The sequence below is a fragment of the Streptomyces sp. NBC_00704 genome, from assembly GCF_036226605.1.
GTDB lineage: Bacteria > Actinomycetota > Actinomycetes > Streptomycetales > Streptomycetaceae > Streptomyces.
In genome coordinates, this window is the sequence record NZ_CP109000.1 from 6,979,935 (window position 1) to 7,006,826 (window position 26,892).

A 26,892-nucleotide genomic window follows, 5' to 3' on the forward strand; every position below is an offset into this window, starting at 1 on the left:
CAACCGAAGCGGCCGTTTTCGCGGTCAACGGGGGTAGAGCCTCGACTGACCGACGGCCGGACCGACCACCCGGCCGCCCGAGCGAAAGCGGACCATGAGATATCGCAGCAGAGTGACGGCCCCGGCGGCCGCCCTGATCGGCACGGCAGCAGTCCTGGCGGGGGGCAACGCCGCCCACGCGGACGGGAGGACCGACGGCGCTCCGGCGCCCGAGACCCTCGGGGACCCCGTCTTCCCGAACCTGGGCAACGCGGGCTACCGCGTCTCCGCCTACCACCTCGACCTCACCTACGACGCGACGACCGCGCTCGTCGACGCCACGGCGACCCTGGAACTGCACACCACGCAGGCCCTCACCCGCCTCTCCCTCGACTCCCTCGGCCTCGACATACGCACGGTCCGCGTCGACGGCCGCACCGCCGCCTTCGAGCAGGCCGACGAGAAGCTGCGGATCACGCCCGCCCGCGCGCTGCGCGCACGCGAGCGCGTCACGGTCCGCGTCACGTACACGGCCGACCCGCGGCGCTCCCTCGCGCACACCGCCTGGGTGCCCACGCCGGACGGGTTCGCGATATGCCCCCAGCCGGACTCGGCGCACACCGTGTTCCCCTGCAACGACCACCCGTCGGACAAGGCGCGCTTCTCGTTCCGCGTCACCGTGCCCACGGCCCTGCGCGCCGTCGCGAACGGCACGCTGGTGTGCACCGAGAAACTGGCCGGCGACCGCACCGCCCACACCTACCGCTCCCGCTCGCCTATCGCCACCGAACTGGTACAGATCACCGTCGGCGACTACGTCGTCAAGGAGCGCCGCGGACCGCACGGGCTGCGCCTGCGCGACGTCGTCCCCACCGCGCGGGCCGAGGCCCTGGAGCCCGCCCTCGCCCTCACCCCGGGCCACATCGAGTGGCTGGAGGCCCGGCTGGGCGCCTACCCCTTCGAGACGTACGGACTGCTGCCCTGCAACTCCGACGACCCGAACGCCTTCGACTTCACCGGCCTGGAGACGCAGACCCTCACCCTCTACAAGCCGAACTTCCTGCTCCAGGCCGAGCCGAAGATCGGCTCGCACATGATGCACGAGCTGGTCCACTCCTACTTCGGCAACAGCGTCAGCCCCGCCACCTGGGCCGACCTGTGGCTCAACGAGGGCCACGCCGACTTCTACGGGCTGCTCTACCGCTACGAGCGCGGCTGGGCGGACTCCCTGGGCCTGACCACCATGGAGGCCCGGATGAAGGACACCTACGCGCGCGGCGACCAGTGGCGCGCCACCTCCGGCCCGGTCGCCGCGCCGAACGCGGCCGACCTCTTCGACAGCCAGCGCTACCTCGGCGGCGTCCTCGTCCTGTACGCCCTGCGCCAGCTCATCGGGGAGGAGGCCTTCCACACGGTCGAACGGACCTTCCTGGCCCGCCACCGCGACTCCTCCGCCTCGACGCAGGACTACATCGACGTCGCCTCGCACACCTGCGGTCAGGACGTCGCCGGCTTCCTGCGCGACTGGCTGTACGGCACGACGACGCCGAGGATGCCCGGCCATCCGGACTGGACGGTCACCCCGGTGCCCCCGTCCCTCACCGCACCGCGCCGCCGCACGGACGCGCCCCGGCGCGACAACTCGGCCACGCTCTGACCGCGAGCCGCCGCCGTCAGTCGTGCAGGGCGCTCCGCTCGCCCTGCACGACCCCGTCGCCCGTGCGCTGCTGCGGGATGACCACCGAACCCTGCTGAAGGGCCACGGTGCGGGCCGGCGCCGGGATCCGGATGCCCTCCTCGCGGTAGCGGCGGTGCAGGCGCTTGATGAACTCGTGCTTGATCCGGTACTGGTCGCTGAACTCGCCCACGCCGAGGATGACGGTGAAGCCGATGCGCGAGTCGCCGAACGTGTGGAAGCGGATGGCGGGTTCGTGATCCGGCACGGCGCCGTCCACGCCCGCCATGACCTCCGCGATCACCTCCGACGTCACCCGCTCCACGTGCTCCAGATCGCTGTCGTAGGCGACGCCCACCTGCACCAGAACCGTCAACTGCTGCTCGGGACGCATGTAGTTGGTCATGTTCGACTTGGCGAGCTGGCCGTTGGGGATGACGACCAGATTGTTGGAGAGCGCGCGCACGGTCGTCTGACGCCAGTTGATGTCCTCGACGTAGCCTTCCTCCCCGCTGCTCAACTTGATGTAGTCACCGGGCTGGACGGTCTTGGAGGCCAGGATGTGGATGCCCGCGAAGAGGTTCGCGAGGGTGTCCTGGAGGGCCAGCGCCACGGCCAGACCGCCGACGCCCAGGGCGGTGAGCAGCGGCGCTATGGAGATCCCCAGCGTCTGGAGCACCACCAGGAAGCCGATCGCCAGGACCAGGATCCGGGTGATGTTGACGAAGATCGTGGCCGATCCCGCGACCCCGGAACGCGAGGAGGTCACCGACTGCACGAGCCCGGCGACGACCCGCGCCGCCGACACGGTCACCACGAAGATCAGCAGCACCGTCAGGGACTGGTTGACCGTGTGCTGGACGGCCTTCTTCAACGGCAGCACCGCCGCCGCGGACGCCGCGCCGCCCGCGATCGCCGCCCACGGCACCACGGTGCGCAGCGCGTCCACCATGACGTCGTCGCCGCTCCACCTGGTGCGCTTGGCGTGCTTCGCCAGCCAGCGCAGCAGCGTCCGGGACAGGAACGCGGCCAACAGGCCGGCGGCCACGGCGATTCCGGCGACGACGCCGTCGTCGAGGGTCAGGGTGCGGTTCACCGCTCTCCTCCGGGAAGTCGCCGCCTGGACGCGGGGGCTGTCGACGGCCGGATGGGGAGCCGGATGGGGAGTCTCGTCACGATGTCACCTGTTCGGTTCCGGGATGTGCGGTCGCCCCTCCGGCTCGCTCGCGGAGAGGCGCGACCGCTCATCCTGCCGTATCCGGCACGGGAGTTCGTACCGAGGAACCGGCCGCGGTGGCGCGATCGCACAGCTCACGGACGTGCTGACGTTCCGCTGTGCGGCCCGGCTCAGATGATCTTCATGCGGACCAGCGCCGCCAGCGTCAGCGCGCCCGGCACCAGCGGCAGCCACACGGTGATGATGCGGTAGCCGAGGGCCACGGCCGTCGCGGCCGCCACCGGGGCGCCCGCGGCCACCAGCGCCACCACCAGCGCGGCCTCCACCGAACCGATCCCGCCCGGCGTCGGCACCAGCGCCACCGCCGCCGTCGCCGCGAGATACACCACCGCCAGGTGCGCCGCCGGCACCGGCAGCCCCAGGGCCCGTCCCACCGCCGCGAAACCGGCCGCCTGTAGCAGCGGGAACGCCAGGGCGCCGCCCCACAGCGCCAGCACCCGGGCCGGACGGCTGTGCACCGAGCGCGCCTCGGCCAGCGCGGTGCGCAGGAAGGAGGCCGCCGCCGACCGCAGCCGCCCCGCCAGGGCGAGCACGCACGCAGCCGCCACCGCCAGCACGCCGAGGGCGGCGAGCAACGGGCCCAGCGTCCCGTCCGGCAGCAGCGAGCCGAGCCGCAGCGCGTCGGGGAAGACCAGCAGCAGCACCGCCAGCAGGCCCGCCCGGGCGACGCCCTCGGCCAGCAGGTACAGCGCGAGCGCCGCCGAGGAGCGGGCCAGCGGCACCCCGCACACCGTCATGAACCGCAGGTTGACCGCGCCGGCGCCCAGCCCCGTGGGCAGCAGATGGTTGGCCGCGCCCGCCGCGAACTGCGTCGCCAGCAGCCGCCGTCCGGGCAGCCGTTCCACGACCGCGCCCTGCCGGGTCACCGCCGCCGCCACCCAGGTGAGGCAGGTCGCCCCGACCGCCGCCAGCAGCCAGGGCCACTCGGCCCGCCGCAACTGCGCGAACCCGTCGACGAGGACGGACCGGTGCCGCACCGCCACCACGACGACGAGCACCAGGGGCACCAGACACAGCACCTGGCGCACCGGCAGCCGCCGGGCCGGCCTGCGCGGCGGGAGCGCGACCGCCGCCGCACCCGGCGACGGTCTCCGCGCGGCGCCGACGACGGGTCGCGGAAGCGGGGACGTGACGGCAACGGGGGACGTAACAGCAAGCGGGGACGGAGCATTACGTACTGTCATCGGGTCCTTCGTGTTCGAGGCCGTCGTGTTCGGGGCCGGCGTGTCGGGAGCCGTCGGGACAGGCGTGGGGACCGGCAGGGGAACCGGCATGGGGCCCGGCGTGAGAACCGGCGTGGGAACCGGTGTGGGGAAAACCTTGACCTCAACGAAGCTCGAGGTTCTACGGTCGCTTCCATGAGCATGGACGCCACGGCCATGACGCAGTTGTACAGCGTCATGCACGCCCAGCAGGAACACCGCCCCTTCGACCGGGCCACACTTCGCCGCATCGGCGCCTTCGCGCGCCCCCACCGCCGCCGCATCGCACTGTTCGTGGTGCTGGGGATGCTGACCGCGCTGCTCGCCGTCGCCACCCCCGTCCTGGCCGGACGGGTCGTCGACGCGATCGTGTCGCACGGCGACGCGGACACCGTCGTCCGGCTGGCGCTGCTCATCGCGGGCATCGCGGTACTGGAAGCGGGCCTCGGCATCCTGGGCAGGAGGCTCTCGGCGACGCTCGGGGAGGGACTCATCCTCGATCTGCGCACAGCCGTGTTCGATCATGTGCAGCGGATGCCGGTCGCGTTCTTCACACGTACCCGTACGGGAGCGCTGGTCTCCCGACTCAACAACGACGTGATCGGCGCCCAGCGCGCCTTCAGCAACACCCTCTCCGGAGTGGTGTCCAACCTGGTCACGCTGATCCTCACCCTCGCCGTGATGCTCACCCTGTCCTGGCAGGTCACGCTCCTCGCGCTCGCCCTGCTGCCGGTGTTCGTGATCCCGGCGCGGCGCATGGGCCGCCGGATGGCCGGGATGCAGCGGGAGGCCGCCGCGCTGAACGCGGCGATGGGCACCCGCATGACCGAGCGGTTCTCCGCGCCCGGCGCCACCCTGGTCAAACTGTTCGGCCGCCCCGAGGAGGAGTCGGCCGAGTTCGCGGCCCGAGCGGCCCGCGTCCGCGACATCGGCGTCCGCACGGCCACCGCCCAGTCGGTCTTCCTCACCGCCCTGACCCTCGTCTCCGCCCTGGCCCTCGCCCTCGTCTACGGCCTCGGCGGACGCCTCGCCCTGAGCGGTTCCCTGGAACCGGGCGCCGTCGTCGCCCTCGCCCTGCTCCTCACCCGCCTGTACGCCCCGCTCACCGCACTCGCCGGGGCCCGCGTGGAGGTGATGAGCGCCCTGGTCAGCTTCGAGCGGGTCTTCGAGGTGCTCGACCTGAAGCCGCTCATCGAGGACAAGCCGGACGCCCGCCAGGTCCCCGAAGGCCCCGTGTCCGTCGAGTTCGACGACGTCCGCTTCGCCTACCCGTCCGCCGACAAGGTCTCGCTCGCCTCCCTGGAGGAGGTCGCGGTGCTCGACACACGCGGCGGCGAGGAGGTCCTGCACGGCCTCTCCTTCCGCGCCGATCCCGGGCAGACCGTCGCCCTCGTCGGCTCCTCCGGCGCCGGCAAGTCCACCATCGCCCAGCTCCTGCCCCGGCTGTACGACGTCGACGAGGGCGCCGTCCGCATCGGCGGGGTCGACGTCCGGGAACTGAGCGCGGCCTCCCTGCGGGCCACGCTCGGCATGGTCACCCAGGACGGCCACCTCTTCCACGACACCGTCCGCGCCAACCTCCTGCTCGCCCGGCCCGGGGCCGACGACGACGCCCTGTGGGACGCCCTGCGCCGCTCCCGCCTCGACGACCTCGTCCGCTCCCTGCCCGACGGCCTCGACACCGTGGTCGGCGAGCGCGGCTACCGGCTCTCCGGCGGCGAACGCCAGCGCATGACCATCGCCCGCCTGCTGCTGGCCGGCCAGCGCGTCGTCATCCTCGACGAGGCCACCGCGCACCTCGACAACACCTCCGAGGCCGCCGTCCAGGAAGCCCTCGCCGAGGCCCTCGTGGACCGCACCGCGCTCGTCATCGCCCACCGTCTGTCGACCGTGCGCGCCGCCGACCTCATCCTCGTCGTGGAAGCCGGACGGATCGTCGAACGCGGCACGCACGAGGAACTCCTCGCCGACGGCGGACGGTACGCGGAGCTGTACCGCACGCAGTTCGCGCAGCCGGGGACGGCCCAGGCCGCGGAGCCCGCCACCGAGGCCGCCGCCCTCTGAACACGACGCCACCGCCCGCCCGCCCGCGCCGGACGGCCCCAAGGCCAAGGGCACGCGGGGCGGGTGTGGGGTTGAGGTCGGGTGTGTGAGCGGCTGAGTGCGCGCCCCCGGTCTGTGCCCTATCGGGTCGGTCGGCGCGCTGCCGCGGGGCGGTCGGCCGGTCGGGCCAGTGCGTCGGCGCTCGAGCGGAACAGCCCGGGCAGTTGCTCCGCAAGGGGTGCCAGCGCCGTGTGGGCAAGGGGCGGGCGCGGTGCGGGTGCGGGGCGGGTGTGGGGTTGACGTCGGGTGCGTGAGCGGCTGAGTGCGCGCCCCCGGTCTGTGCCCTATCGGGTCGGTCGGCGTGCTGCCGCGGGGCGGTCGGCGGGTCGGGCCAGTGCGTCGGCGCTCGAGCGGAACAGCCCGGGCAGTTGCTCCGCAAGGGGTGCCAGCGCCGTGTGGGCAAGGGGCGGGCGCGGTGCGGGTGCGGGGCGGGTGTGGGGTTGACGTCGGGTGCGTGAGCGGCTGAGTGCGCGCCCCTGGCCCGTGTCCTATCGGGTCGGTCGGCGCGCTGAAGCGGGGCGGTCGGCCGGTCGGGCCAGTGCGTCGACGCTCGCGCGGAACAGCCACGGCAGTTGCTGCGCCACGGGCACCAGCGCCGCGCGGGCCGTCGGCGCCCGCGTCGCGCCCAGCAGCGCGCGGGTCAGCCAGCGATAGCGGCGGGTGAGCCGCCGCCACTCCCGCTCGTAGGCCGCGAGGTCGCCGCCGGCGACGGCCCGGACGGCGGCCGCCGCCTGGGCGAGGGCCAGCGCGACGCCCTCGCCGGTCAGCGCGTCGACGTAGCCCGCCGCGTCGCCGACCAGCAGCACGCGGCCGGCGGTTCGCGCCCCGGCCTCCTGCCGCAGCGGGCCCGCCCCGCGCACCGGCCCGGCGGGGCCGGCCCCGGCGAGCCGCTCCCGCAGCCCGGGGAAGGCGGCCAGGTGGCCGTCGAAGGAGCCGCGGCCGGCGCTGAGCACCGCGACGCCCACGAGACCGTCGGCCACCGGCGTCACGTACGCCTCCGCGTCACGGGCCCAGTGCACCTCGACGTGATCACTCCAGGGGGCGATCGCGTAGTGGCGCCGCAGCCCGTACCGGGGGCGGCCACGGTGCGGCCGGTCGAGCCCCAGGGCCCGGCGGACCGGCGAGTGCAGCCCGTCGGCGGCGACGAGGTGACCGGCGCGGACCCCGTCGACCCGCACCCCGTCACCGTCCTGCTCGACAAGGTGCGCCGTGCGCCGCTCGACCGCGACGCCCGCGGCCAGCACCGCCTCGCGCAACGCGGCGTGCAGCGCCGTACGCCGGACCCCTCGGCCCGGACCCTCCCGGAAACCGGCGTCGACCTGGCGCGCCCCGGCGACGTAGCGGACGCCGTGCAGGTCGCGCCCCGGCGGATGCACGCCGAGCGCGGCCAGCGCGGCCACGGCGCCCGGCATCAGCCCCTCGCCGCACGCCTTGTCGACGACTCCGTCCCGCCGCTCCCACACGGTGACGTCGAGCCCGGCCCGGGCGGCGTGCAACGCCGTCGCCAGGCCGGCCGGGCCCGCCCCCACGACGAGCAGGTCCATGTGCGCCTCCTCAGGCCAGCCGGGTCAGGGCCGCGTCCTCGGTGCGGATGCGGGCGGTGAGCAGGAACCCGTTCAGGGCGGTGAAGACGACCGCCGTCACCCACGCCGAGTGCACCAGCGGGAGCGCGACGCCCTCCACCACGACGGCGACGTAGTTGGGGTGCGGGAGCAGCCGGTAGGGGCCGCCCGTCACGCGCGCGGCGCCCGGAACGACGATCACGCGGGTGTTCCACTGCCGTCCCAGGGTCGCGATGCACCACCAGCGCAGCGCCTGCGCGGCCACGACGAGCGCGAACATGGTCCAGGCGAGGACCGCCCCCGGATCCGGGCGGCGGGTCCACGCCTCCACCAGGGCGCCGGCGAGCAGACCCGTGTGCAGGACCACCATGAACGGGTAGTGCCCCCGCCCGCACTCCTCGCCGCCCCGCGCCAGGCTGAACGCGGCGTTGCGGCGGGAGACGACGAGTTCGGCGACGCGCTCCAGGGCGACGGCCGCGACCAGGACGGTGAACGCGGCCAGACCGTTCACCGCTCACCGCCCGGTGCGCGCAGGAGCACCAGCTCGGAACAGAACCCCGGCCCCATGGCGAGCATGAGACCGTGGGAACCGGGCGGGGGCGGCCGCTCGGCGAGCGTGTCCGCCAGCACGTGCAGCACGGACGCGGAGGACAGGTTGCCGATCCGCCGCAGCGAGTCCCAGGTCAGCCGCAGGGCGTCCCGGTCCACTCCCAGGGCCTCCTGCACCGCCTCCAGCACCCGGGGACCGCCGGGGTGGGCCACGTACCAGCGCACGTCGTCGCGGGTCAGTCCGTGGTCGGCGAGGAAGCCGCGGACGTCGTCGCCGAGATGACGGCGCACCAGATCGGGGACGGAGGCGTCCAGCACGATCCGCAGCCCGCCGGAGCCGACGTCCCAGCCCATCATGCGCTCCGAGTCGGGATACAGCCGGCTGCGCGACGCGAGCACCTCGGGCCGGGCCGGGTCGTCGGACTGCGCGAGGGGGTGCCCGGAGCCGACGGCGACCACCGCCGCGGCGCCGTCCCCGAACAGGCCGGCGGCCACGAGGTTGGCGACCGACGCGTCGTCACGCTGGAGGGTCAGCGAGCACAGCTCGACCGACATCAGCACCGCGACCCCGTCCGGCCGTCCGCGCAGCAGGTCGTCGAGCCGGGCCACGCCCGCCGCTCCCGCCACGCACCCCAGGCCGACGAGGGGCAGCCGCACCACGTCGGGCCGCAGCCCGATCTCCGCCGCGACGCGGGCCTCCAGCGAGGGCACGGCGAGCCCGGTCACCGTGCAGGACACGATGTAGTCGACGTCGGCCGGGGTGAGGCCGACGTCCTTGAGCGCGTCGACCACCGCACGGGCCCCCAGCTCCACGCCGGCCCGGATGAAGGCGTCGTTGGCCCGGCCGAAGTCGCCGGGCCGGGCGTACTCGTGCAGCGGCAGCACGGTGTGCCGGGTCTCGACGCACACGTTGCGATGGAGCCGTTCCACGACCGCGCGGTCGACGCCGCCGCCCAGCGCGGCGGTGAAGGACGCGGTGATCTCCTCCTGACGGTGTCGGTGCCCGGGCAGGGCGCCGCGGACGCTGAGGACGCGCATGGTCATGCTGGCTCCGGTGGTCGGCTGGTCGGCTGGTCGGCAGGTCGGCGGGTCGGTGGGGAGGGGCGGGGAGGAGAGGGGCGGGGCGGGGAGGCGGAGGCGACGTGCCGGGCCGGCCCGGGCCCGGCGCGGGTGTCGACGTCGAGACGGCGCGGGACGGTCGCGGGGAGGCCGGCGCGGCGGGCCGGAGGAGCCATCAGCCCACCGCCACGAGCAGCGCGACGTCGGCCAGGGCGATGGCCATCGCGGCCCGGAAGGGCGCACGGCCGCGGGCGACCAGCGTGAGCACGGCCAGGACGACCACCAGCGCGAGGACCGCCCAGGCCCACGCCGGCGGCCTCCCCGCCGGGCCGAGCACGGTGAGCAGCGAGGCGGCGGGCAGCAGCACCGCGGCGAGGACCCGCGAGCGCCGCTCGCCGATCCGGTGCGGGAGACCGCGGACGCCGGTGCGTTCGTCGTCGGCGAGGTCGGGCAGCACGTTCAGCAGATGCGCGCCCACGCCGAGCAGGGCGCCGGCGCCGGTCGTCCACAGCGGCGCCCAGCACCGCTCGGGGCCGGTGAGCGTGACGAGGGAGGGCAACGCGCCGAAGGCGCAGGCGTACGGCGCCCAGGACCACGCGGTCGCCTTGAGCCCGAGGTTGTAGGCGTGGCCCGCGCCGGTGGCCAGGGTGGCGTTGACCAGCGCGGTGCGCCAGCCGGCCAGCGCCGACAGCACGAGACAGGCCGCCGCGGCCGCCGCCAGGGCCCGCGCCGCCCGGCCCGCCGGAAGGCTGCCGACGGCCAGCGGTTTGCCGAGGCGGCCGACCGCGCGGTCACGGCCCCGGTCCAGCAGGTCGTTGCCCCAGCCGATGGTGAGCTGGCCGGTGAACACGGCCGCGGTGACGACGACCGCCTCGAGCGGACGCAGACCCCCGCGCACCGCGAGCAGACCCGTGACCGCGGTGACCGCGAGGGCCGGTCCGCCGTGGGCGGCGGCGAGCAGCGCGGACAGGGCGGACAGGGCGGACGGTCCGGGCCGGTCCGGCAGCGCACGCGTGACCATGAGGGGCATGCAGCATCGCTGCCACGCCGCCCGCCCGCTCACACGAACCACTCCGGCATCCGGCGGACGCCGGCCGCCGCCGCGGGGCCCGAGCGCGGGGCTGGGGCCCGGTGATCGGAGGCGCAGGTTCCACTGCTTCACCGGGCCCCAGCTATGACCCCTGGTGCCCGGCAAGGTGGTCGTTACACCGTTTGTCCCGGGGAGCGCACCCGCCCGGAACGCGACTGTGGGCCCCGGGAGATCCCGGGGCCCACAGAACGGTTGTCGTGCGCTGCGTCACCAGCGGTACCAGCGGCCCTTGCGGCCGCCGGAGTCCACACTGCGCATGACGAAGCCGAGCAGCCAGACGACCAGCACGATGACGGCGATCCACCAGAGTGCCTTCAGCGCGAAGCCCGCGCCGAAGAGGATCAGGGCCAGAAGAAGAACGAGAAGCAGGGGAACCATAGTTATCAACCTCCGACGCTCCTCGTGCCCCCTGATGCCAGGAACATACGGTCGATTTCCCTGGTTTCTTCACCGCTTCCACGGGAACCGGACCCGGTTCCGCCACGCTTCCCGCCCGCACCCCGGACGGCTCACGGGGTGCGGGCGGCAGCCCGGGAACGGCGGTCCACCGGCCCCCCTGCGGCCGGTGGACCGCCGTCGTCACGAGCCGATCGGGAGACCCGCGACGAACGACGTCAGCCGGTCGGCGAGGAGCCGGTCGTCGCGCGCCGAGTAGCGCCAGTGACAGCCCGGAGGACGTCGCCGCGCCGAGGTGGACCACGACGAGGCGGGGCCGCCAGGTGCCTGGGTCGCGCCAGACGTCGCCGGCCGGCCGGGCCGCCGGCCGTGGATCAGTAGCCGTAGATCATCTTGTAGGCGACCTCGGGGAGGAACTGGCCTGCCGAGGAGCCGCCCCCGACGCCGCAGTTGCCGTCGGACTCGCCCGGCGTCTTGATCCACAGGAGCATCTCCGCGCCGCCCCCGGTCCGGGTGGGGGTGCCGATACGACGGCCCGCGGGGTTGCACCACTGGCCGTTGGACCCGTTGCCGTTACGGCTGCTGTCCACGACGAACGGCTTGGTGTAGCCGTAGCGGGCGCTCAGCTCCCTGTTGACGGCGTTGCCGTAGGCGGTGTTCTCGGCGGTGGTGAAGTAGTTGGAGATGTTGAGGGAGAACCCGTGGGCCTGCCGCAGACCGGCGTCGTTGAGGCGCTGGGCCATGGTCGCCGCTCCGGCCCACCCGGGATTGCCGGCGTCGAGGTAGACCCACGTGTTGGGGGCCTGCCGCTTGAACTGGGCGAGAGCGCCGCTCAACATGCCCTGGCGTTCGTTGATCTGACCCTGCGTCATGCACCCGTAGTCCCCGAGGGAGTCCGGTTCGAGCAGGACGACGGCCGGACGTCCGGCGATCCCGCCGGCGAACTGTGCGATCCAGTTCGCGTAGGCGGACGGCGAGCCGGCTCCGCCCGCGGAGTGCCCGCCGCAGTAGTCGCGGTTGTAGACGTTGTACGCGACGAGGATCGGCAGCTTGTCCCGGCTGTCCGCGGCGCCCGCGTACGCGCCCGTCGCGGTGCCGATGGTGCCGCTCCAGGAGCCGAACCAGCGAGCCGCGGGGGTGTTGGCCAGGGAGGCGTTGATCGCGGCGGCCCGGCCGTCGCCGGGGTTGGCGGCGACCCACCGCTTCGCGCTGGAGTCGGGATCCACGTAGAACCCGCTGGTCATGGTCGTCGGGTCGGCGGCGTGAGCGGACGGGGCGGCGGCGAGCGCCAGCGGGAGGGCGAAGAACGCTGTCACGAGGGCGCGGAGTCTGCGGCGCATGACTGAACCTCGGTTTCCTGGCGGGGATGCGCCGCACACGATCGTCCCGAGCGTGCGACGCGCTGAGGAGGTGCGACCCCTGGGAGCGCTCCCACTGGAAGCGTTTCCAGCGGCACGGGGAGCCAAGGGGTGTGGTCGGTATCGTGTGGCGGGCCGTGGGAACTGTCAAGCACCCCTGCGGAAAACGCCGTTGCCGCCGCGCGGGGTGCGCGGCGAAGAGCGCCAGGTCTTCACAGGGCGGGAACGAGGCTCTACAGTCCCGGAATTGGAAGCGCTTCCAGTTCCCGGCCGCCCGGTTCATCCAGGCACGGGTCCCGTACGTCGGGCTCCCGGTGCCCCGGACCTCCGTGGCTCGGGAACCCTCCGCGCACCGGGACCTCCGTGGTCGGACCCTCCGCACTCCGGGCCCTCCGCACCTCGGGGACCACCGCACCTCGCGGCCGCCGCACCTCGGCGCCCTGGGGCGCTTCGTCCGGCCGCGACGGAAAGGCCCACACCCATGACAGCGACCGAGCCCCGTCCACAGCCGACGCTCGACGAGGTGGCAGGACTCGCGGGCGTCTCCCGCTCCGTGGCCTCCCGCGTCCTCAACAACGCCCCCCACGTCAGCCGCGTCAAGCGTGAGGCGGTCGAGCGGGCCGTCCGGCAGCTCGGTTACGTCCCCAACCCGCGCGCCCGCGCTCTGGCCACCCGTCAGACGGGAGCGGCCGCCCTGGTCGTCTCGGGGGAGGATCCGTCGATCTTCGCGGATCCGTTCTTCGCCCAGGTGATCGTGGGGGCGGCGGAGGCTCTGGAGGAGGCCGACCTGCACCTCATGCTCTGCCTGGCCGCCTCCGACCGAGGGCGCGCGCGAGTGGCGGAGCTGTTGCGGTCCAGGGGCGCCGACGGCGTCATGCTGATGGCGCTGCGCGAGGGCGATCCGCTCGCCCGGATGGCCCGGGAGGCGGAGATGCCCGTCGTGTTCGGCGGACGCCCCGTCGGTCCGGCTCCGCGCTGGTACGTGGACGTCGACAACGTCGGCGGGGCGCGCGAGGCCACCGATCATCTGCTCGCGTGCGGACGCACACGCGTCGCCGCGATCTGCGGGCGCATGGACACCGAGGCCGGGCGCGCCCGGTACCGCGGGTACCGCGATGCCGTGCTGGCGGCCGGACTCGATCCGTTCCCGCCGCGGGAGGGGGACTTCACCGAGCCCAGCGGAGCCGCCGTCATGGCCGCCCTGCTCGCCGAACACCCCGAGGTGGACGGGGTGTTCGCCGCCAACGACAACATGGCCGCGGGTGCGCTGCGCACCTTGCGCGAGGCCGGCCGGCTGGTCCCCGCCGACGTCGCCGTGGTCGGTTTCGACGACCTGGAGATCGCCCGCATCGCCGACCCGCCGCTCACCACCGTCCATCAGCCCGTCACGGCCCTCGGACGGGAGACGGCGCGCATGCTGGCCGCGCTGGTCAACGGCCAGGACCCCACCCCGCTGATCCTGCCCACCCGACTGGTCATCCGCTCCAGCGCGTGACATGCAGGCGCCTGACGCGCCGGCGTCTGACGTACCCGGCCCTGCCATGCGGGCCCGTGCGCCGTGAGGCAGATCGGGACCGAAGCGAGTCCGAACGCGGGCTTCCAAGGCGGTGCTCGAGGGTCGGATCCGCCGGTCGGTGTCCGAGGGTCGGGTCCGCCGGTCGGTGCCGCTGGGCCGTCGACCGCGCTGAGCGTGGCGGTGCGGCTGCCGTCGGGCGGACGAGATCCACCGCGCCGGGGTCGCGGCCGGTCCGCTCAGGCGGTGACCGCCGGGGCACGGTACGGCACGAGCGCTCGCGCGCGGGACGCCGTCGGCGGTGTTCCGCCGCTCCGCAGCGCCGCCGGGGCGGTCACGCGGTCGCGGTCAGCAGGCCGGCCAGTACGTCGGGCCGTTCCAGGGCGATGAAGTGGCCGGCCTGCGGGACCTGGGTGAAGCCGGCGGCGGGCAGCAGCTTCCGGTTGGCCTCCCGGTCCGACGCCCGGGACCAGTCCTGCTCGCCGTAGACGAGGTGGACGGGTGCCTGGACCTCGGGGTAGCGGGAGCGGGCCGCGACGAGGCTGGGCAGGGCCTGGTACACGGCCCGGGCCACGGCCGGGTAGCCGGGGCGGCTCCCCACCCGGAGGAGCTCGTCCACGTAGTCCTCCCGCAGCGCGGTCCGGTCCACGAGACCGCCTCGCAGAATCCTGCGCAGGGCGGCCCTGGGCTCCACCCCGGCGATGACCGGGCCCACTCCCGGCGCGAGGACGCCGCCGACCACCACGCGGGCCAGGAGGCCCGAGCGGGCGATACCGCCGGGGAAGTCGTACGCGTTGACGGCGACCACGCGCCGGACGCGTTCCGGCAGACCGGCCGCGGTGGTCAGGGCCAGCACCGCCCCCATGGACTCCCCGGCCAGCGTGACGTCGTGGAGGTCGAGTTCGGTCAGGAGCCGTCCGACGCCCGCGCGCATGGCCGGTTCGTCGTAGGAGGCGCCGGGCACGATCTCCGAGTACCCCATCCCCGGCAGGTCGAGTGCATACACGGTGTAGTGGTCCGCGACCTGCGGGATGAGGAGGCGGAAGTGCTCGGCCTGCGTGCGCACGGTGTGCAGCAGGACCAGCGGGGCGCCGGCGCCCGCCTTGAGATAGCGCAGCGTCCCCTCGTGGCCGGGACGGTCGTCCTGGCCGCCGCGGCCACGGGGGCGGGGTGCGAGGGTGTGGGCGCTGGTCCCGGGGACGTGCAGCGCGGGACGTGACGCGTGGTCGGACATCTCGTCGGCTCCCTGTCCCGCGCTACTGGGCCAGCTGCGGGTACAGGGCGGCGAGGTCCCCGGCGAGACCGGCCTTGACCTGCCGGGAGACGTCGTCGGCGAGCACCTCGTACGCTCCGCTCTCGACGCCGTCGAGGGCCAGTGCGGCGACCTCGCGGGGGTCGGACTTGGGGGCGTCGACGCCGGCTGCGAGATCCGTGTCCACGTAGCCGACGTGCAGCCCGGTGACCGAGATGCCGCGCGGCAGCAGCTCCAGGCGCAGGGAGTTGGTCTGCGACCACAGGGCGGCCTTGGAGGCGCTGTAGGAGCCGCCGAGGGCGATCCACGAGAGCACGGAGTGCACGTTGAGGAGGTGGCCGCCGCCGTTGCGCTCGATGACCGGCACGAACGCCCGGGCGAGGAGCAGCGGGCCGTAGAAGTTGGTCTCGAACTCCCGGCGCACGTCGTCGACGGGGGAGTCGAGGAAGGACGCGCCCACCGAGGCGCCCGCGTTGTTGACCAGCACGGTGACGTCCCCGGCCCGTGCTGCGGCGGCTGCCACGGAGGCGGGGTCGGTGACCTCCAGAGCCACCGGGACGGCGTCGGGGTGGGTCACGGCGCGCGGGTCGCGGGCCGTGGCGTACACCTTGCCGGCGCCGCGTGCGTAGAGCTCCTCCACGAGTGCCTTGCCGATGCCCCGGCTGCCGCCGGTGACGAAGACGTTCGCGCCCTTCAGAGCGGTCATGACTACCTCCACAGAATGCGGGAAACCGATCGGTTTCCCTTCGGTGTCCCTACTGTAAACCGATCGGTTTCCCCACGCAAGTGCCAGGAGGGCCGGCCGCTCGCGCTCGGCCACCGGAAGGGGTGCCCGATCTCCGTCCGGCTCGTCTGCCCGGGCGGCCGGTCCGGCCGCGTGCGCAGCGTCCGTCAACTCGCGTGCGGCGATGCCGTGATGGAGCTGTGCCGCGATGCAGCCGACGTCCACGGCGAGCGCCGTCCCGCGCGCGAGCCGTCCTGCGCTGTCGTGCGCCGTCAGGCAAGGGGCGGTGCGCTGCGGGGCAAGTCGCGGCGCGGCGTGCGCCCTAGCGTGAGTGGTGTTCCGTGCCGCGCGTCCGGGATTCCGCATACGCATTCGGCATGTCGCAATCCGTATTCCCAGATCATTTTCAGAACGAGGTAGCCACTCATGCCGTACATCACCGTGGGCCAGGAGAACTCCACCGCCGTCGACCTCTATTACGAGGACCACGGGACCGGGCAGCCGGTCGTCCTCATCCACGGCTTCCCGCTCGACGGTCACTCCTGGGAGCGGCAGAGCGCCGTGCTGCTCGACGCCGGCTACCGCGTGATCACCTACGACCGCCGGGGTTTCGGGCAGTCGAGCCAGCCGACCACCGGATACGACTACGACACCTTCGCCGCCGACCTGAACACGGTCCTGGAGACCCTCGACCTGACGGACGCCGTCCTGGTCGGGTTCTCCATGGGCACCGGTGAGGTCGCCCGCTACATGTCCCGCCACGGTTCCGCCCGCGTCGCCAAGGTCGCCTTCCTCGCCTCGCTGGAGCCCTGCCTGCTCAAGAGCGACGACAACCCGGACGGGGTCGCCCCGAAGGAGTTCTTCGACGGTGTAGTCGCTGCCGTCAAGGCGGACCGGTACGCGTACTTCACCGCCTTCTACCAGGACTTCTACAACCTCGACGAGAACCTCGGCGTCAGGATCAGCGAGGAGGCCGTGCGCAACAGCTGGAACGTCGCCGCGGGCAGCGGGTTCTTCGCCTCCGCCGCCGCGCCGTCGACCTGGTACACCGACTTCCGGGCCGACATCCCCGCCATCGACGTGCCGGCCCTGATCCTGCACGGCACCGGTGACCGCATCCTGCCCGTCGAGGGCACCGCGCGGCCCTTCCACAAGGCGCTTCCGTCCGCCGACTACGTGGAGATCGAGGGCGCCCCGCACGGCCTGCTGTGGACGCACGCCGAGGAGGTCAACGCGGCCCTTCTCGCCTTCCTGGCGAAGTGACCGGACGGGGCCGGGTCGTCCGCTGCGGGACGACCCGGCTCCCGCACGTCCCCATGGACGGCCCCGGCGGCCGGTCCCGTCCGCCGGGGCGATCTCACGGATTCACGCGATGCGCCCGCTCACGCTCCTTGGCACGGTGTCGGGAAAGCACACCTGCCGAGGAGCCGCAACGATGTCGCCGGAATCATCGACACCGGAACCCGGGACGCAGTTCCCGGGCGCCGTCTACGCCACGGATTCGGTTCCCGTCCTCCAGAGACGGTCCTACTGGCGAGAAGCCCTGTCCAGGACCTTCGCCGCCGTCGACATCACCGTTGCGGACGAGGCCTGTTCGGGAACCATCCGGACGTCCCCGCTGGGACGTCTGCGGCTCGCCACGGCGGACGGCGGCCCGCTGCGGGCGTGGCGGAGTCAGCGGCTGATCGCTCAGGGCGACGGCGAGGAGCGCGTGGTCGTCAGCCTCGTGGCCAAGGGCGTCGTCGGAATCGAGCAGGACGGCCGGGAAGTCCGCCTGCGTCCCGGAGAGTTCGCCTTCTGCGACATGGCGCGTCCGATCCGGATGGAGTTTCCCGAGCCGTACCGGACGAAGTCCCTCGTCCTGCCGCGGCACCTGCTGGGCGTCGGCGAGGAGGCGCTGCGACGGCTCACGGGGACGAGCACCGGACCCGACACCGTGCTGGGCTCGCTGCTGTCGCCGTTCCTGTCCAGGCTCGTGGACACGGCCGCGCGGTGTCCGTCGCGGACCGGCGACGCCCTGGCCCGCCACGTCGTCGACCTCCTCGGCGTCCTGGCGGAGGAGCGACTCCGGGGGGCGCCGGATGACACGGAGAGCGCCGCCCCTGTGCTGGTCCTGAGGATCAAGGCGTTCGTCGACCGGCGCCTCGCCGATCCGGACCTGACGCCCGAGGCCATCGCCCGGGCCCACCACATCTCCGTGCGTTACCTGCACCGGCTCTTCCAGTCGGAGGACGACACCGTCGGGCGGTGGATCCAGCGCCGGCGGCTGCAGGAGTGCCGACGTGAGCTGGCGGGCCGCGGGGCCGCCGACCGGACCATCGCCGCGGTGGCCCACCAGTGGGGTTTCGTCAGCGCGGCGCACTTCAGCCGGGTGTTCCGGGCCGCCTACGGCATGTCCCCCGCACAGTGGCGGGAGTCGGCGGTGCGCGCACCCCTCGTGCTCTCGGCGCGCGGCGGCCACCCCCCGGCACGACACCCCGCGCCGGCCGCACCCCGGTAGCCCTCCGGCCTCGCCGAGACGTACCGCCCCGCCAGCCGCGTCACGCCGCCGGGCCGTACCCCGCCCAGCGAGCCGTACCCGCCTCATGAAGCCGGCCGCTGACCGCTGGGGCTGGGTGCCGGACGCCGGGTAACGCGACGCCGTCGCCGGCAGCCGACGTCGGACGCCCGACGCCGACGCCCGCGCCGCGTGGTCGGCGTCACTCGCCCCCCGTGCTCGTGCGCCCGCGCGCCTTGCGATAGTGGACGCGGGGTGTGCGGCAGGAGGGGCGTGAGTGGCGGGGTCAGGCGGTTCGCTGTCGCGGAGCGGTCTGCGCGGCCGGGAGGCCGAGCTGGGACGACTGGGGGAGCTGATCGCCTCGGTGGCCCGCACCGGGAGCGGTGCGCTGGTCCTCATCCACGGCGAGGCCGGGATCGGCAAGACCGCGCTGCTCACCGAGGCCGCCGCCAGGGCGCGTGCGGCGGGCTACTCCGTCGGCACGGGCAAGGCCGACGAACTGCACCACATCGTGCCGCTCTCGTCGCTGAGGGCCTCCCTGCACGGCGACCGGCCGCTGCTCTCCGGGGACGCCTTCGCCGATCTCGTCGGCGGCCACGATCAGCGCATCAGGCTGGTGGAGCGCCTGGCGGCGGCGATCGAAGCCGCGGCCGGGAGGGTGCCGGTGCTGATCGCCCTGGACGACGTGCAGTGGGCCGACCCGCTGAGCCGGTTCGTCCTGAAGCAGCTTCCGAGGCGGCTGCGCACCTCGCCGGTCCTGTGGCTGCTGACCCGGCGGCAGGGCCCCGCCGAGCCGGACGAGGAGATCGTCGTCGCTGCACGGGACGAACTCACGGCGGTCACCCTGCCGTTGAGACCCCTTTCCGGCGCGGCCATCGGGCAGTTGGCCGACGACGCCCTGGGCGAGGGCGCCGACGAGCGGGTACGGAACCTGCTCGACGGAGCCGGCGGCAACCCCTTCCTGGCGGTGGAGATGCTGGCGGGACTGCGCACCGCCGGCGCCTCAGGGGACCCGGTGCCCCCCGGGCTGGTGGTGGGCGTACGCGGCAGGCTCGGCTCCCTGCGGCCCGGCACCCTCCGCTTCCTCCGGATGGGAGCCGTCCTGGGGCGCGTGTTCCGTTTCCACGACGCCGCCGCCCTCTGCGGCCTCGCGCCCTCCGTTTTGGTCCCGGAGCTGGACGAGGCGGTGCGCGCCGGGATCCTGGACGACGACGGCGACCGACTGGTCTTCCGGCACGACCTGCTGCGCCAGGCCGTCTACGCCGACATCCCGCCGTCGGCCCGGAAGGCTCTGCACCGGGAGGCCGCCGCCCATCTCGTCCTGGCCGGACACCGGCCGATCGACGCGGTGCCGCACATCCTCGAGGGCGCCCTGCCCGGGGACGAGGAAGCGGTGGCCCTCCTCGGCCGGGCCGCCGACGACGTCCTCCCGGTGACGCCGGGCCTGGCGGCCGACCTGATGACGCACGCCCTGGAACTGGCGCCGCCGGCGATGCCGTCGCGGTTCGCGGTGGGCGAGCGGGCGATCGTCCACCTGACCCGGGCCGGCCGGAACCGCGAGGCGCTGCTGACCGGGGACCGTCTCCTGGCCGCCCGGCCGCCTCTGGCCGCGTTCAGCCGCCTGCAGACCGCCCTCGGCGGGACGCTGTGGAACATGGATCTCGCCGACGAGTTGCTCCGCCGCGCCGAAACGACCCTCGCGCTCGGCGGCGCCGCCCCCGAGGTCGAGGCCAGACTGACCGCGCTGCGCGCACTCGCCCTGTCCCGCGGGCACGATCTCGCCGCGGCCCGCGAGACGGGCGAGCACGCGCTGCGCGCCGCCCTCGCGGCAGGCGACCGGGAGGCGCACGTGCTGGCCCTGTCCGCGCTCGGCGAGATCGCGCTCAACGCGGGGGAGAACGCCGTCGGACGGCGGCACTTCACCGCGCTCAGCGCCGTCGATCCCGCCTTCCTGCCCGAAGAGATCGTCGCCTGCACGCACATGGACGACTTCGCCTCCGGTGAGCGGCTGCTCCTGCGGGCGACGGGCCACGACGGGGCGCCCCGGCAGGCCATGCTGCTGTGGGCACAAGGCCACCGGCATCTCGGGCTCGGCAGGCTCGACGACGCCGAGGCCGACCTCGAGACCATGGAACGCCTCGAAGACGACGTACAGGTACCGGTCCAACAGGTGAACGCCCGCGTGATCCGCTCCCGGATCGCCCTTCTGCGAGGCGACCGGGGAGCGGCCCGGCAGCACCTGACCGCGGCGCGGGAGAGACTGGCGGCCAAGCCGAACCCGGGCAACACCGCCGCGGTGCGCTTCCTGGAGGCCGTCCACGCCGAGGCCGACGGGGACGTCCGGCTCGCCCTCGACAGGATCCGGCAGGTGCAACAGGAAGGCCCCTTCATGCGCTGGCGGCTGCTGCGCACGTGGGTCGACTCCGCGATACGCGCGGCCCTGCGCGGCGCGGACCGCGCGCTCGCCGAGGACCTGGCCGCGCAGGCCGCGGCCCACGCCGAACGCAACCCCGGCGTGCCCACCGCCGCCGGCGTCGCGGCGCAGGCCGCCGGCCTCGTCGCGAACGATCCCGCCCTGCTGGAACGCTCCGTCGAACTCCTCGAGGGGAGCCCCCGGCCGCTGGCGCGGGCCGCGGCTCGCGCGGACCTGGGGCGGGCCCTCCTGGCGGCCGGCCGTGTACCCCGGGCGAGGGCCGCCCTGTCCCACGCGCAGGCCACGTTCGCCGAGGCGGGCGCCCACGCGGCGGCGGCGCGTGTGCGGCGCGGTACCGCCGCTGCTCGGCCCGGTGACCGTGCCGGGTCGGGCGGTCGCAGGGCGGTGACCGGGCGGCGCCCCGTGGAGGGGTGGGAGGCGCTCACGGTCTCGGAGAAGAAGGTCGCGCGCCTCATCGCCGAGGGCCACACCAACCGGTCGGCCGCCGACCTGCTGGTCGTCTCCCCGCACACGGTCAACACCCACCTGACCTCCGCCTTCCGCAAGCTGTCCGTGAACTCCCGGGTACAACTCGCCCACCTGGTCATGGGGTTGCGGGGCAGCTGACGGCAAGTCGCTGCGTTCACGCGATGCCCGCCGCGGGACCGAGGCGGATGCGATGACCGGTTCCGCCCTGCATACCCTGACGAGGTCGCCTCGGGCCTCGGCCTGCCGCCGGGCTCTCCCGAGACCGACCCTCCGGCCGCAGACGTCACTGGAAAAGGCGCCACCACCATGATCACAGCGAGAAGACCAGGACCACCGGAAGGGCCGGAACGACCGGAAAGCATGAGTAACCCGAATAACCCGAATACCCCGAATAACCCGAGTGACCTGAGAAGGTGGACTGACTCCAGGAGTTGGACAGACCCGAGAAGCCGGACCGCCCCGGGTGTCCGGCGAGGCCCGGGCCGCACGGGCCGACGACGGGGAGGCGGACCGGTGGGGCGGCGGACAGCGGCTCTCCTGGGGGCCGTCGCCCTGGTGTCCGCGGTCGCCGGCTGCGGCGCCGGAGCCGGGGACGGATCCGGCGGCAGGGTCACCTCCATCACCGCGCTCGACTACTACTCCGACGCGACGGAGCACGCCGACTGGGGCGAACGGCTCTCCGCCTGCGGGAGGACCGTCGGCGTGAGGGTCGAGCACACGAGCGTTCCGGCGGCGTCGCTGATTCCCAAGGTGTTGCAGCGGGCGTCGTCGCGGACGCTTCCGGACCTTCTGATGCTGGACAACCCCGACCTGCAGCAGATCGCCGGGACGGGCGCGCTGACGCCGCTGGACCGCTACGGCATCGACACCGGCGGCTTCTCCGAGGGCATCCTGTCGGCGGGCACCTACCGGGGGAAGGTGTACGGGCTGGCGCCCACCGTCAGCACGGTCGCCCTCGTCTACAACAAGGACATGCTCGCCGAGGCCGGTGTCGTCGTGCCGAGGACCTGGGACGAGTTGAAGGCGGCCGCTGCCGAACTGACCCGCCCGGGGCGTTACGGGATGGCGGTCGACGCCGACGCGTCGTTCGAGGGAACCTGGCAGTTCCTGCCGTTCCTGTGGTCCAACGGCGGGGACGAGAGGCGGCTGGACAGCCCGCAGGCCGCGCAGGCGCTCCGGCTCTGGGTCGACCTGGTCCGCAGCGGATCCATGTCGAGGTCGGTGCTGAACTGGACCCAGGCCGACGTCCACGACCAGTTCGTCGCGGGCAGGACGGCCATGATGGTCAACGGCCCCTGGCGGATCTCCGCCCTGAACAAGGCAGAAAACCTGCACTGGGGCGTGGCTCCCCTCCCCGTGCGCCGGACGGGGCAGACCCTCGTCGCCCCGCTGGGCGGCGAGGTGTGGACGGTGCCGCGGAGCCCGTCGCCGACCCGGCAGAAGAAGGCCGCACAGGTACTGGCCTGCCTGAACGACCCCGCGCACACGCTCGCGCTGGCCGAGCGGAACTTCACCGTGCCCTCCCGCCCCGCGGTGGCCTCCCGGTACGCCCGGCGGACCCCGTCGATGGCGGTCTTCGTCGAGAGCGTCGAACGGGCCCGGGCCCGTTCCGCGCAGCTCGGCGTCGGATGGCCCGCGGCCGCGACCGCCGTCTACACCGCGATCCAGTCCGCGCTGACGGGCGAGCAGACACCGGAGGAAGCGCTCAGACATGCACAGCAGACGGCGACCAGCCCCTGACGAGGACCGGCGCGCGGCCTTGACGCGCCTGCGGGAGCCGGTCGCCCGCTGGATGTTCGTGGCGCCCGCCGGGGTGTACCTCACGCTGTTCTTCGGATACCCGGTCGTCAAGAACGTCGTGATGAGTTTTCAGCAGTACTCGACCACCACGTTCTACACCGGTGCCGCGCCGTTCGTGGGACTGCGCAACTACGCGGAGGTCCTGTCGTCGGACCTGTTCTCCGAGGCCCTGCTGACGACGGCCCTGTTCACCGTCGGTTCGCTCGCCGGGCAGTTCGCGCTGGGGCTGGCCCTCGCGCTGTTCTTCCGGCGGCGCTTCCCGCTCGGCGGGGTGCTGCGGTCGCTCCTGCTGCTTCCGTGGCTGCTGCCGTTGGTCGCCTCCGGGGCGACGTGGAGGCGGATGCTCGACACCGACACGGGCGTCGTCAACGACGCGCTGCGCGGCCTGCACCTCGTGTCGTCCGGCGTGCCCTGGCTGACCGGCACCTCGGAGGCGCTGGTCTCGGTGATCGTCGTCAACATCTGGGTGGGCGTTCCCTTCAACACCGCGATCCTGTATGGCGGGTTGCAGGACATTCCGACGCGGCTGTACGAGGCGGCGAGGATCGACGGAGCCGGTCCCGTGGCCACGTTCCGCCATGTCACCTGGCCCCTGCTGCGGCCCGTGGCCGGCGTCGTGCTGGTGCTGGGCGTGATGTACACCCTGAAAGTGCTGGACATCGTGCTCGTGGTGACCGGCGGCGGACCGGCCGGCGCCACCGAGACCCTCGCCACCCGGTCCTACGAACTGTCCTTCCGGCAGTTCGCGTTCGGGCGCGGCGCCGCCCTGGGGAACGTGCTCGTCGTCGTCTCGCTCGGATGCGCCTTCCTCTACCTGCACGCCAACCGGCGGGCCCGGCAGGACTGGGAGGCGATCCGGTGAGACGCGCACCCGGACGCGACCTGCTGTCCACCGTCATCGGGATCGTCCTGCTCGCGGTGATGCTCTTCCCGCTCTACTGGATGGTGAACGCCTCCCTCCAGCCGGCGGGCAGCGCACTGCTGCGGACGGGATGGTTCCCCTCCCACCCGGACTTCGGCGGTTACGCCACCGCGCTGGGCGACCAAGGACGCAACCTCGTCACCAGCCTCGTCGTGGCCCTGGGCAGCGTCGTGTTCAGCCTCGCGCTCGCCGCGCCGGCGGCCTACGCGCTCGCCTGGCTGCCCCTCCGGGGCGCGGGCGTCGTGCTCTTCGGCGTCCTGGTGACGCAGACGGTGCCGGGCATCGCGGTCGCCAACGCCCTCTACGGCGCCTACGAGGAGCTGGGTCTCCTCAACTCCTACCCGGGCCTGATCCTCGCCGACTCGACCGCCGGAGTGCCCTTCGCGATCATCGTTCTGCGCACATCCATGCGGACCATCCCCCGCGAGACCGTCGAGGCCGCGCGCGTGGACGGCGCCGGGAGGTGGCGCACCTTCCGCTCCGTGGTGCTCCCGATGAGCGCGAACTCGCTGATCACCGCCGCGATCTTCACCTTCCTCCTCGCCTGGAGCGACTTCCTCTTCGCCCTCACGCTGACCACCACGGAGACCGTCCGGCCGATCACACTGGGGATCTACGACTACCTGGGCGCCCACACGAACCGGTGGAACGCCGTCATGGCCACCGCGGTCCTGGCCTCCGTACCGGCGGCCGTGCTGCTCGTGCTCGCCCAGCGCCGCATCGCCGCAGGCGCCGCCGACGGAGCCGTCAGGTGAGGGGCGCGGCCGGCACCCCGACCGGCGCGCCGTCCACTTCGGCACCGACACAGGCCACGAGCGGCCGAGCACGGCTCCGGCCTCGACCCTGACCCCGGAGCCGGTGGCCGCCGGAGGCGGGTCAGGTGGTCGGCCCGCCCGTCGCGAGTCGGTCGCTCATGTCGTTCGCCAGCTCCTCGCCCGCCGAGCCGGCCGCGGTGAGCAGTGCCTCGAAGACTCGCAGCCGGCGGAAGGCCTCGGCGTAAGCGGTCTGCTGCTCCAGGGGAAGCCGGAGGACCTGGAGACGCCGGATGTCGACCCTGGACGAGCTGGAGGCGTGGGTGCCGGCCTGACGCCCGTTGGCCGGCGCGCTCAGGCACCCGGCGAGGAAGTGGGGCTCCAGTTCTCCCACGGCCACGCGCAGGACGTAGAGCTGGGGGCCGAGGGCCAGGGGCGGTCCCTCGTGGACCCATGCCCGGAACGCCCGCGCCACCCCGGCGACCACGACGTCGCCCTCCTCGGCGACGGCCTGGGCCGAGCCGATCGGGACCGTCGCGCCGGGTGTGCCGTCGTTCAGGAGATCGGCGACGGTGAGGAGCGGAACGGCCGCGCCGCCGGCCGGTGCCGTCGGCTGGCGGCCGGTGCGCAGTGTCAGCGCTCCCGCTGTGACGAGGTCGCCCACCGTCGTGGCGGTCTGCGCGCCTTCGGCCTCCGACGCGAGGGCGGACAGCCGCCGTGCATGTTCGGCCAGATCGATGAGCAGGGTCCCGAACTCGTCCCACCCGGCGGCGAGTTCCTCACGGGACGGCCCGGCTGCCGCCGCGGTGTAGCGGCCCGGGGTGACGTCCACCTCGTCGTCGAGAAGGCCGAGCAGGGGCACCCGTGCCGCGCCCTGCGGCGGTTCCCGGTCCGGCCGGTCGAGGGTCGCCAGCGCGGCGAGCACGAACGAACCGAGGCCGTCCCAGTCGGGGCTGGGTTCGCGTGCACCCTCCGAGGCGAAGCGGGTGGCGTCCACCAGGAGGGCTTCCTGGCTCGGGGGAGCGGCCGCCGGGCCGTCCGGTGCCGCGCGCAGGATCCACAACTGGAGCGCCACGCTGTGTGGTCGGGCGCTGCCGGGGGGCAGGGAGACGACGGCGCGCAGCGTGCCCGTGCGCAGCAGGGAGCCGCGGACACGGCGGCCCGCCTTGCGTGCGGCGACGGCCGGCGGGAGGACGACCACGGCGGCGCCGCCAGGCTTGAGGTGGGCCAACAGGTGCTGCACCCAGGCCAGTTCGGGCTCGGTGCGCGACGGCAGGCCGTGCGCCCAGCGCCGGTCGGTGGCCAGCTCCGCGTAGCCCCAGTCGCGTTCGTTGAACGGAGGGTGGCACAGCGCGATGTCGGCCTTCGTTCCGGCGAAGGGGTCGTCCCGCAGCGAGTCGGCGCAGACGATCTCTGTCCGGATGTCGTGGTCCTCCGCGAGGAACTCGAGCCGGCCGGCCGTCAACGCGGCCGGTGCCAGGTCCTTCTCGCACGCGAGCACCTCCAGCCCGGAGCCCTCGTACTCCCGCACGGCCGCGGCGGCCAGGTGCCCGGTGCCGCACGCGGGATCGAGGAGGGTCAGTACGTCCGTTGCCGGGCCGAGGCGGACGGCGAAGGCAGTCCGGGCCATCAACGCGGCGAGTTGCGGCGGCGTGGTGCTGAGCTGCCGGACGTGGGTCTCCAGCCATCGTCGCAGCAGGAACTCGAAGGTCTCCCGCGGCCCCTCCCTCCGTCCCACCTTCGCGGCGTCGGCCACCAGATCACGTGCTCGCGCGGAGAGTTCGGGCGGTGTGGTGCGCGACCTGGGGAAGCGCATCCGGCGGCCCGCCGCGGCGATGGCCAGCCCCGACTCCGTCCGGCTGCCGAGTGCCTCGAACCGCGGCCACAGCAGCTCGCGTCCACCGACGTCCCTGTGCCTGCCGTTGTCGCGCAGCCACTGCTCGACCTCGGCCAGCGAGAACTGCGGGCTGACGTCGGTGCCCCCGATGCGGGCGGGGAAGGAGTCGTGCCGGCGGCGCCAGTTGCTCACGGCGGCCCGGCCGACACCGGCGATCCGGGCGATCTCGGCCAGGCTGACGGGGACGGCTTCATGGGCACTCATGGTTCAGGCTCCGAGATCCTGGGCGGCCGGCCCGGTCGGCGTTCCCAGCGGCCGTTCATGCGGGAAGGCTACTACTCCTATTGACTGAGTTCACAGCGGGTAGTTGCGGCACCCTGAGCGAGCGCCACCGCAAGACGGCGACGCCCGCGTTCACGCACCCCGTCTTGTGAACTAAGTGCATGGAGCAGATACTGACGGCATGCGGGACCCGGCGCCGGG

Annotated in this window: 20 protein-coding genes; 9 read left to right on the forward strand and 11 right to left on the reverse strand. The window is 73.8% G+C overall.

The features are described from left to right. The first annotated feature begins 94 nt into the window (after positions 1-94). Positions 95-1,636, forward strand: a complete 1,542-nt coding sequence (locus OG802_RS30290) for a M1 family metallopeptidase (protein ID WP_329415600.1) — start codon at positions 95-97, stop codon at positions 1,634-1,636. Between the two features lie 16 nt (positions 1,637-1,652). Here the strand turns inward: OG802_RS30290 and OG802_RS30295 are convergent, their stop codons facing one another. Then, the gene (locus OG802_RS30295) at positions 1,653-2,750 is read right to left on the reverse strand and encodes a mechanosensitive ion channel family protein (protein ID WP_329415602.1); all 1,098 of its coding nucleotides are present in this window, start codon (positions 2,748-2,750) and stop codon (positions 1,653-1,655) included. 251 nt (positions 2,751-3,001) lie between these two features. Continuing rightward, on the reverse strand, positions 3,002-3,901 hold the full coding sequence (locus OG802_RS30300) for a lysylphosphatidylglycerol synthase domain-containing protein (protein WP_329417533.1): 900 nt from the start codon (positions 3,899-3,901) through the stop codon (positions 3,002-3,004). A 354-nt stretch (positions 3,902-4,255) separates the two neighbouring features. On the opposite strand from OG802_RS30300, the gene OG802_RS30305 reads away from it, so the two are divergent. Then, on the forward strand, positions 4,256-6,157 hold the full coding sequence (locus tag OG802_RS30305; RefSeq protein WP_329417535.1) for an ABC transporter ATP-binding protein: 1,902 nt from the start codon (positions 4,256-4,258) through the stop codon (positions 6,155-6,157). Between the two features lie 527 nt (positions 6,158-6,684). Here OG802_RS30305 and OG802_RS30310 read toward each other — a convergent pair. The 6 genes from OG802_RS30310 to OG802_RS30335 all read right to left on the reverse strand — a co-directional run bounded on the left by OG802_RS30310 (position 6,685) and on the right by OG802_RS30335 (position 12,192). Beyond that, positions 6,685-7,740 carry an NAD(P)/FAD-dependent oxidoreductase gene (locus tag OG802_RS30310; RefSeq protein WP_329415607.1) on the reverse strand — a complete coding sequence of 352 codons (1,056 nt, stop codon included), beginning with the start codon at positions 7,738-7,740 and terminating at the stop codon, positions 6,685-6,687. Positions 7,741-7,750: 10 nt separating this feature from the next. After that, positions 7,751-8,269 carry an isoprenylcysteine carboxyl methyltransferase family protein gene (locus OG802_RS30315; RefSeq protein ID WP_329415609.1) on the reverse strand — a complete coding sequence of 173 codons (519 nt, stop codon included), beginning with the start codon at positions 8,267-8,269 and terminating at the stop codon, positions 7,751-7,753. Beyond that, complete coding sequence (locus OG802_RS30320) at positions 8,266-9,351, reverse strand: type III polyketide synthase (RefSeq protein WP_329415613.1); 1,086 nt, start codon at positions 9,349-9,351, stop codon at positions 8,266-8,268. Before OG802_RS30320 ends, OG802_RS30315 begins: the two co-directional genes overlap by 4 nt. Positions 9,352-9,541: 190 nt before the next feature. Further along, entirely contained in the window at positions 9,542-10,396 is an 855-nt protein-coding gene (locus OG802_RS30325) for a UbiA family prenyltransferase (RefSeq protein WP_329415616.1), read from the reverse strand. Positions 10,397-10,663: 267 nt separating this feature from the next. After that, positions 10,664-10,834: a hydrophobic protein gene (locus OG802_RS30330; RefSeq protein ID WP_329415618.1), complete on the reverse strand. Its 171-nt coding sequence runs from the start codon at positions 10,832-10,834 to the stop codon at positions 10,664-10,666. 392 nt (positions 10,835-11,226) lie between these two features. Continuing rightward, positions 11,227-12,192, reverse strand: a complete 966-nt coding sequence (locus OG802_RS30335; RefSeq protein ID WP_329415620.1) for a glycoside hydrolase family 6 protein — start codon at positions 12,190-12,192, stop codon at positions 11,227-11,229. A 499-nt stretch (positions 12,193-12,691) separates the two neighbouring features. Here OG802_RS30335 and OG802_RS30340 point away from each other — a divergent pair, with 499 nt between their 5' ends. Further along, positions 12,692-13,705: a LacI family DNA-binding transcriptional regulator gene (locus tag OG802_RS30340; RefSeq protein WP_329415622.1), complete on the forward strand. Its 1,014-nt coding sequence runs from the start codon at positions 12,692-12,694 to the stop codon at positions 13,703-13,705. 352 nt (positions 13,706-14,057) lie between these two features. Here OG802_RS30340 and OG802_RS30345 read toward each other — a convergent pair whose 3' ends face one another. Continuing rightward, positions 14,058-14,957: an alpha/beta fold hydrolase gene (locus OG802_RS30345; protein WP_329415625.1), complete on the reverse strand. Its 900-nt coding sequence runs from the start codon at positions 14,955-14,957 to the stop codon at positions 14,058-14,060. 22 nt (positions 14,958-14,979) lie between these two features. Next, on the reverse strand, positions 14,980-15,681 hold the full coding sequence (locus OG802_RS30350; RefSeq protein WP_329415628.1) for an SDR family oxidoreductase: 702 nt from the start codon (positions 15,679-15,681) through the stop codon (positions 14,980-14,982). 444 nt (positions 15,682-16,125) lie between these two features. On the opposite strand from OG802_RS30350, the gene OG802_RS30355 reads away from it, so the two are divergent. The 6 genes from OG802_RS30355 (at position 16,126) to OG802_RS30380 (ending at position 24,575) form a co-directional block, all read left to right on the forward strand. Then, positions 16,126-16,962 (forward strand): alpha/beta fold hydrolase, encoded by an 837-nt coding sequence (locus OG802_RS30355; protein ID WP_329415631.1) that lies wholly within the window; start codon positions 16,126-16,128, stop codon positions 16,960-16,962. Positions 16,963-17,134: 172 nt separating this feature from the next. Next, a complete protein-coding gene (locus OG802_RS30360; RefSeq protein ID WP_329415634.1) occupies positions 17,135-18,199 on the forward strand; it encodes a helix-turn-helix domain-containing protein in 1,065 nt (354 codons plus the stop codon). A gap of 274 nt (positions 18,200-18,473) precedes the next feature. Further along, positions 18,474-21,236 (forward strand): helix-turn-helix transcriptional regulator, encoded by a 2,763-nt coding sequence (locus OG802_RS30365; RefSeq protein WP_329415637.1) that lies wholly within the window; start codon positions 18,474-18,476, stop codon positions 21,234-21,236. Positions 21,237-21,611: 375 nt separating this feature from the next. Next, positions 21,612-22,838: a sugar ABC transporter substrate-binding protein gene (locus tag OG802_RS30370; protein WP_329415640.1), complete on the forward strand. Its 1,227-nt coding sequence runs from the start codon at positions 21,612-21,614 to the stop codon at positions 22,836-22,838. 19 nt (positions 22,839-22,857) lie between these two features. Then, on the forward strand, positions 22,858-23,760 hold the full coding sequence (locus OG802_RS30375) for a carbohydrate ABC transporter permease (RefSeq protein WP_443055403.1): 903 nt from the start codon (positions 22,858-22,860) through the stop codon (positions 23,758-23,760). Next, positions 23,697-24,575 (forward strand): carbohydrate ABC transporter permease, encoded by an 879-nt coding sequence (locus OG802_RS30380; protein WP_443055404.1) that lies wholly within the window; start codon positions 23,697-23,699, stop codon positions 24,573-24,575. Before OG802_RS30375 ends, OG802_RS30380 begins: the two co-directional genes overlap by 64 nt. 121 nt (positions 24,576-24,696) lie before the next feature. On the opposite strand, the gene OG802_RS30385 is transcribed toward OG802_RS30380, so the two are convergent. Continuing rightward, the gene (locus OG802_RS30385) at positions 24,697-26,673 is read right to left on the reverse strand and encodes an N-6 DNA methylase (RefSeq protein WP_329415646.1); all 1,977 of its coding nucleotides are present in this window, start codon (positions 26,671-26,673) and stop codon (positions 24,697-24,699) included. Positions 26,674-26,892: the final 219 nt, after the last annotated feature.

Bases quoted from the DNA above. Each gene is read 5' to 3' on its own strand.
- OG802_RS30320 (WP_329415613.1), bottom strand. From the start codon at position 9,351: ATGACCATGCGCGTCCTCAGCGTCCGCGGCGCCCTGCCCGGGCACCGA.
- OG802_RS30325 (WP_329415616.1), bottom strand. From the start codon at position 10,396: ATGCCCCTCATGGTCACGCGTGCGCTGCCGGACCGGCCCGGACCGTCC.
- OG802_RS30380 (WP_443055404.1), top strand. From the start codon at position 23,697: ATGCGCCTTCCTCTACCTGCACGCCAACCGGCGGGCCCGGCAGGACTG.
- OG802_RS30345 (WP_329415625.1), bottom strand. From the start codon at position 14,957: ATGTCCGACCACGCGTCACGTCCCGCGCTGCACGTCCCCGGGACCAGC.
- OG802_RS30355 (WP_329415631.1), top strand. From the start codon at position 16,126: ATGCCGTACATCACCGTGGGCCAGGAGAACTCCACCGCCGTCGACCTC.
- OG802_RS30335 (WP_329415620.1), bottom strand. From the start codon at position 12,192: ATGCGCCGCAGACTCCGCGCCCTCGTGACAGCGTTCTTCGCCCTCCCG.
- OG802_RS30290 (WP_329415600.1), top strand. From the start codon at position 95: ATGAGATATCGCAGCAGAGTGACGGCCCCGGCGGCCGCCCTGATCGGC.
- OG802_RS30340 (WP_329415622.1), top strand. From the start codon at position 12,692: ATGACAGCGACCGAGCCCCGTCCACAGCCGACGCTCGACGAGGTGGCA.
- OG802_RS30330 (WP_329415618.1), bottom strand. From the start codon at position 10,834: ATGGTTCCCCTGCTTCTCGTTCTTCTTCTGGCCCTGATCCTCTTCGGC.
- OG802_RS30350 (WP_329415628.1), bottom strand. From the start codon at position 15,681: ATGACCGCTCTGAAGGGCGCGAACGTCTTCGTCACCGGCGGCAGCCGG.
- OG802_RS30385 (WP_329415646.1), bottom strand. From the start codon at position 26,673: ATGAGTGCCCATGAAGCCGTCCCCGTCAGCCTGGCCGAGATCGCCCGG.
- OG802_RS30310 (WP_329415607.1), bottom strand. From the start codon at position 7,740: ATGGACCTGCTCGTCGTGGGGGCGGGCCCGGCCGGCCTGGCGACGGCG.
- OG802_RS30305 (WP_329417535.1), top strand. From the start codon at position 4,256: ATGGACGCCACGGCCATGACGCAGTTGTACAGCGTCATGCACGCCCAG.
- OG802_RS30360 (WP_329415634.1), top strand. From the start codon at position 17,135: ATGTCGCCGGAATCATCGACACCGGAACCCGGGACGCAGTTCCCGGGC.